Source organism: Actinosynnema sp. NPDC023658, from assembly GCF_040639995.1.
In the GTDB taxonomy this organism is placed as follows: Bacteria; Actinomycetota; Actinomycetes; order Mycobacteriales; family Pseudonocardiaceae; genus Actinosynnema.
Map to the genome: position 1 here is coordinate 888 of NZ_JBFAAX010000892.1, position 1,349 is coordinate 2,236.

3 protein-coding genes are annotated in these 1,349 nt (G+C 69.6%); 1 reads left to right on the forward strand and 2 read right to left on the reverse strand.

Translation table 11 applies throughout. From position 1 onward, the window contains the following. Window positions 1-140: 140 nt before the first annotated feature. Window positions 141-554, reverse strand: coding sequence for a nuclear transport factor 2 family protein (locus tag AB0G02_RS36065; RefSeq protein ID WP_360803714.1), 414 nt, complete (start codon window positions 552-554; stop codon window positions 141-143). Between the two features lie 2 nt (window positions 555-556). Beyond that, window positions 557-994: a nuclear transport factor 2 family protein gene (locus tag AB0G02_RS36070; RefSeq protein WP_360803717.1), complete on the reverse strand. Its 438-nt coding sequence runs from the start codon at window positions 992-994 to the stop codon at window positions 557-559. Window positions 995-1,237: 243 nt separating this feature from the next. Between AB0G02_RS36070 and AB0G02_RS36075 the strand changes: the two genes are divergently transcribed. Continuing rightward, on the forward strand, window positions 1,238-1,349 hold a 112-nt coding region (locus AB0G02_RS36075), incomplete at its 3' end, for an FAD-dependent monooxygenase (protein ID WP_360803720.1).

The following is a 1,349-nucleotide window of genomic DNA, read 5'->3' on the forward strand; positions in this document are numbered from 1 at the left end:
CCAACCCAACCCGGCGCCCGCCCCGCCCCCCCCGGCGCACACCCCCCCAACACCCCCCACCGGAACGCGGTCACCCCCCGCCGGGGGCGCCCCGGCCACCCCGCCCGCCCCCCCCCGTTCCACGTCACCGGCCCGCGACGTCACGTCCGGGTGACGTCGAAGCTCTCCGCGAACCCGAGCGGGGTGAACCACTCGGTGCAGTGGACGATCCGGCCCTCGTCGTCGAAGTCGAACAGGCCGACGCTCTCGTTCGCGTACTCCTCGCCGGTCCGCAGCACGCCCACGGGGTGCCAGCGGGCGAACACGCGCTCGGCGCCGTGCACCGCGTGGATCTCCACGTCCGCGTACCGCATGTGCTCGTAGGAATCGTAGATCCCCCGGTACAACCGGCCCCGGTCGGCTTTGCCGCGAATTTCCGACGGCAGCGCGTCGCCCGCGTACGGGACGACCTGGACGCTGTCCTCGGCCCACAACTCCAGCCAGGTGTCGATGTCCTTGCGGCTGAGCAGTTCGAAGTAGCGGCGCATGGTCTCGACATTGCGTTCCGCGGACACGGTCACACCCCTCCCGCCGCGAACGACGCGGCCACCACGACCGGGTTGAAGTATTCGGTGAACCGGACGATCCGGCCATCACCGTCGAATTCGAACAACGCCACGTTCTCGTTCTCGTAAGGCCGCCCGTCGGTCATCCGGCCCTGTGGTCGCCACCGCGCCACGACCTTGTCCGGGTCCTCCAGGGGCAGGATCTCCAGGTCCGCGAACGACAGCTCCGCGTACCCGTCCGCCATGCCCTGGTACAGCTCCCGCACCTGGTCACGGCCCTCGACCCGGTCGGGCACCGGGCCGGCCGCGAACGGCATCACCTGCACGCAGTCCGGTGCCCACAACTCGATCCACGACCCGATGTCGAGCGCGGCCAACCGGTCGAAATACCGCTCCAACGTCGCGACGTTGCGCGTCCGGCGATCCGCGCCGGACCCTACACCGCTCATGTCGCACAACCCTTCCGCTGAGGTGTGACAGGGGTTCTCCCGAAACTATCCGGAAGGTGTCGCGCGGGTTGAAGGAGATGTGATCGGCACCCGCGCACTCCGTCAAGTCCGGCCTGCTGTTGGTTTTTCGCACCGGTGTGTTCAGTCGTCCTTGTCGACCCGCCGCGCACCCACCGAGACTGGTTTCGCGACCGTCCGGCCGAACACATGCCCGGACCCGAATTCGCTATCGGAGGGGAATCCATGACCGGTGACCCGGGCAAGCGCGGCTTGCCGAGCAGCACGGACGTCCTCATCGTCGGCGGCGGGCCGACCGGCCTCGCGCTGTCGCTCGCCCTGACCCGGCTCGGCGTCG

Coding starts and splice junctions, on each gene's coding strand:
- AB0G02_RS36070 (WP_360803717.1), bottom strand. CDS start 994: ATGAGCGGTGTAGGGTCCGGCGCGGATCGCCGGACGCGCAACGTCGCG.